Here is a 3,908-nt window from a genome sequence, read left to right as displayed (position 1 = left end):
GCCTTCTACATGCCCAGGCTGTGCTACCGCGACGCCCTGCCGGCCTGGCAGGAAAAGGGTTCGACGGACATGGCACAGCGCGCCCATCAGTACTGGCAGAGACTCTTGCAGACCCATCAGCCGGCGGAACCGGAGGCCACGATCATCCGTGCCCTCGAGGCGTACGTCGAGCGGCATTCGTGATGCGTTCGCTTTCGCATAGGGTGGCACAGCGGGAAGGGGATATGGCACAAACCGCAACCGAACGAGCCTATCGCACTATCCGGGAGAAGATCATCCGGCTGGAATACGCTCCCGGCGAATTACTGGTCGAATCCGGCCTGGCGGAGGAGCTGGGCACCGGCCGAACCCCGGTGCGCGAGGCCCTGAAAATGCTGGCCTGCGAGAACCTGGTGGTCATCATCCCCCAGCGCGGCATCTACGTGGCGGATATCAGCCTGACCGACCTGCAGGAGATCGCGGAACTGCGCCTGGCGGTGGAGGGGCTGGCGGCGCAGTTGGCCGCCCAACGCATCACCCCTCAGCAGTTGGAACGGCTCCGCTCCTTGACCCATCAGCTCGCCCATACGGCCCCGGGTGATGTGGAGAAGCTGATGGAGATCGACCGCCAATTTCACCTCACGGTGGCCGAGGCCGCCGGCAACAAACACCTGGCCGATGTCATCGTCAGCCTGTACGACAAGTCCCTGCGGCTCTGGCGGCTGGCGCTGACCCGCGTCGGTTCGGTCGCCAGCTCCATCGAACGCCATGAGGAGCTCCTGGACGCGCTGGAATACGGCAACGCCGATAAAGCGGCCGAAATCATGCGGGAACACGTGCGCGATTTTCATCAGCGTATGCGTGAAGCGTTCTAACCCCACAGCCGAGAGCATCGAGGAACGCGCCCATGTCATCGCCACACCATGACGCCCTGCCTGAAGATATCCTGCCGGCCCTGCGCGAGCGGGCGCACGCCTATCGCGATGCCCTCATCGCCGGCCTGCAGCGCCTCATCGCCATCCCCAGCATCAACCCGGTGGGCGCATCCTCCCCTGGCCCGGAAGCACGCGCCGCCCTGCACTGGATGCTGGAACACGCCGGCACCCTCGGCTTCCGCGTCCAGAACCTCGACAACGTGGTCGGCTTCGTGGAATGCGGGCCGGCGGACGCCCCGGAAGTGGTAGCCGTGCTGGCGCACCTGGACGTTGTGCCAGCCGGCGAAGGCTGGACGCACCCACCCTTTGCCGGCACCATCGCCGATGGCATGATCTGGGGACGCGGCGTGGAGGATGATAAAGGGCCGGCGGTTTCGTCGCTGTACGCCCTGAAAGCGCTCAGTGACCTGGGGCTTCCTCTGCGCCGGCGCATCCGCCTCATCCTGGGCACGCTGGAAGAGAGCGGCGACTGGAGCGACATCCGCCATTACGAGGCGCGCGAGGGCCGGCCGACCATGGGATTCACCCCAGATGCCCATTTCCCCGTCATCTGCGGCGAGAAGGGCATCCTGAACGCCACCTTCCGGGCGCAGGAGCCGGCCGCGCACAACCCGACCCACCGCCCCGGCCTGCATGTCGCGGCCTGGCATGCCGGCAGTGCTCCCAACATCGTGCCGGCGTTCGCCTGGGCCGCGCTCTTCCTGGATGCGCGGCGTCTCGAGCCGATGCTGGTCTCCCTACAGCGCTCCGCCCGGCGTTTCGCCCAGCATCATCCGGAGAGCCAGCTCCAGGTCATGCGCGCCGAACTGTTCCGGGAGCGGTATCCAACAGAGGAACTGCCGGCGGAGGCGCAGGTAGTGGTTGCCACGCGCGGCCAGGAAGCGCACGGCGCCCTGCCCTGGGACGGGCATAATGCCCTGCAGGACCTGGCCAATTTCCTGGCAGCCTGTAAGGTCGCCAACAATGCGGTCGGCCGGCTGGTGCACTTCGCCGCCCGGCACCTCGGGGTGGGATGGGACGGCGCCGGCCTGGGCATCGCCGCCGAACACGACAAACTCGGCCCCACCACAGTGAACCTGGGCATGGCCCGGGGGAACGCCCAGCAGGCCAGCATCACGCTGAACATCCGGCTGACGCCCCCGCACACCGTTGCTACCCTTGCGGAAAAGCTCCGGCGCGTCGGCGAGGAAGCCGGCCTGCAGGTGGAAATTGACCCCGCCTCCATGAACCCCCTCTTTGTGGACGAGGACGATGCCCTGGTTGTGGGCCTGAAGCGCGCCTATCAACTGCTCACCGGCCGGCCGGCGACGTGCGCCTACATCGGCGGCACCACCTATGCCAAGGCCTTCCCGCGCATGGTGGCCTTCGGCCCGCTGATGCCCGAAGAGCCGATGCTGGCGCATCAGGTGGACGAGCGGGTCAGCCTGGACTCGCTGGTGCGCAACACCGAGATATATGCCCTGGCCCTCTATTTCCTCGCCGGCGCATAAGCCGGCGGTACCCAGGCGAACGCAAAGGCCCGGAACCGAAATGGTCCCGGGCCTTTACCATCTCTGAAGGGAATGGGCGCATCCCTACGGCAGATAGTCCAGAGGGTTGCGCCGCACGTTGTCCACGATCACTTCCAGATGCAGGTGCGGGCCGGTCGCTCGGCCGGTGGCGCCCACAGTGCCGATGGTCTGTCCCTGGGTGACCGCGGTGCCGGCCTCAACGAAAATCTCATTGAGGTGGGCATACAAGGTCTGCATGCCGTTGTTGTGGTCAATCACCACCATCAACCCGTAGCCCACATCGGACCAGCCGGCGCGCACCACATAGCCCGTATCCGCCGCCACGACAGGAGTACCCCGACGGGTTGCGATGTCCAGGGCGGGATGTCCCCGGGTGAAGCGCTGGGTGATGGTCCCACGCACCGGCCAGATGAGCGCACCGGTGCCGACGGGGGCATCTGCCGGCAGGGAGGCCCTGGTCATCCCTTTGCGCGCCTGGCGGATGGGCAGTTTGCCGCCGGGCACAAAGATCTTCTCCCCAACCTTGAGCGCCTCCGGGTCCAGCACAGGGTTATACTGGCTGTCCAAGATGGCATTCATGGTGACGCCGTACTGCCGGGCAATGCCCAACAGGGTATCGCCGCGCTGGATGGTGTGCAGTACGCCGTCCGCCGGCGGAATCACCAGCTCCTGCCCCACCCGCAGGCGGTTCGGATTGGCCTGCAGGTCAGGGTTGGCCCAGATGATGGACTTTTGGTCCAGGCCGAAGGCGCTGGCGATGCCGGAAATGGTATCCCCCTCTCGGACGATGTATTTGCGGAGCAGAACGGTAGTGGGCCGGAGCTGTACCAGCCCCGCCGGCGTCTCCTCGCCCAGGGGCGTGGCATGCGCCGGCACTATCGTTTTGTTGGGCAGGGCATTGGCCGCAGACAGGTCGTTTTCTTTATCCGTATGCGGCGCTGGAATGCGCAGTTCCTGCCCGATGCTCAGTTTGTCGGGGTTCTCCTGCAGTTCCGGGTTGGCCAGCAGGATGTCCAGCAGGCTGACCCCGAACTGCTTGGCGATGCCCGTCAGCGTATCCCCGTCCTGCACCACATAGATGGCCGGCTCGGGTTCGGGTGTGGGCAAGAAGGGAATCGCTTCCGGGTTCAGGTCCTCTCCCAGCGGCGTGGCGTGGCTGGACAGAGGCGGCGTGGGAACGCCCGCCGGCGTCGCGACGGCCGCCGGCGCGGCGCCCGCGGTTTTCGGAGCTTCCTGGCCGGCGCTGGGGATGCGCAGTTCCTGGCCCACCTTCAGCCGGTCCGGGTCATTCTGCAGGGCCGGATTGGCATCCAGGATTTCCTGCTGTTTCACCCCAAAGCGTTTGGCAATGCCGGACACGGTATCCCCCTGTTGCACCGTGTAGAGCTGGAAGGCCGGGGTGGGTGCCGGGGATACCAGGATGATCGCCGGCAGAGCTTCTTCGCCCCGGAGTATGCCGCGCGCCGGCAGTGTCGGCACCGCC

Annotated in this window: 4 protein-coding genes; 3 read left to right on the top strand and 1 reads right to left on the bottom strand. The window is 66.4% G+C overall.

The window, feature by feature from the left end:
• The 3 genes from H5T60_12580 to H5T60_12570 all read left to right on the top strand — a co-directional run.
• A partial coding sequence (locus tag H5T60_12580; GenBank protein ID MBC7243266.1) for a trimethylamine methyltransferase family protein occupies nucleotides 1-183 on the top strand: 183 nt, incomplete at its 5' end.
• A gap of 41 nt (nucleotides 184-224) precedes the next feature.
• A complete protein-coding gene (locus H5T60_12575) occupies nucleotides 225-854 on the top strand; it encodes a GntR family transcriptional regulator (GenBank protein MBC7243265.1) in 630 nt (209 codons plus the stop codon).
• A 32-nt stretch (nucleotides 855-886) separates the two neighbouring features.
• On the top strand, nucleotides 887-2,404 hold the full coding sequence (locus H5T60_12570; GenBank protein ID MBC7243264.1) for a Sapep family Mn(2+)-dependent dipeptidase: 1,518 nt from the start codon (nucleotides 887-889) through the stop codon (nucleotides 2,402-2,404).
• Nucleotides 2,405-2,488: 84 nt separating this feature from the next.
• Here H5T60_12570 and H5T60_12565 read toward each other — a convergent pair.
• Nucleotides 2,489-3,908, bottom strand: a 1,420-nt coding sequence (locus H5T60_12565; protein ID MBC7243263.1) for a LysM peptidoglycan-binding domain-containing protein, incomplete at its 5' end; no start/stop codon positions are given.

Source organism: Anaerolineae bacterium, assembly GCA_014360855.1.
Lineage (GTDB): Bacteria > Chloroflexota > Anaerolineae > JACIWP01 > JACIWP01 > JACIWP01.
This window is presented reverse-complemented; position numbering and strand designations above follow the sequence as displayed.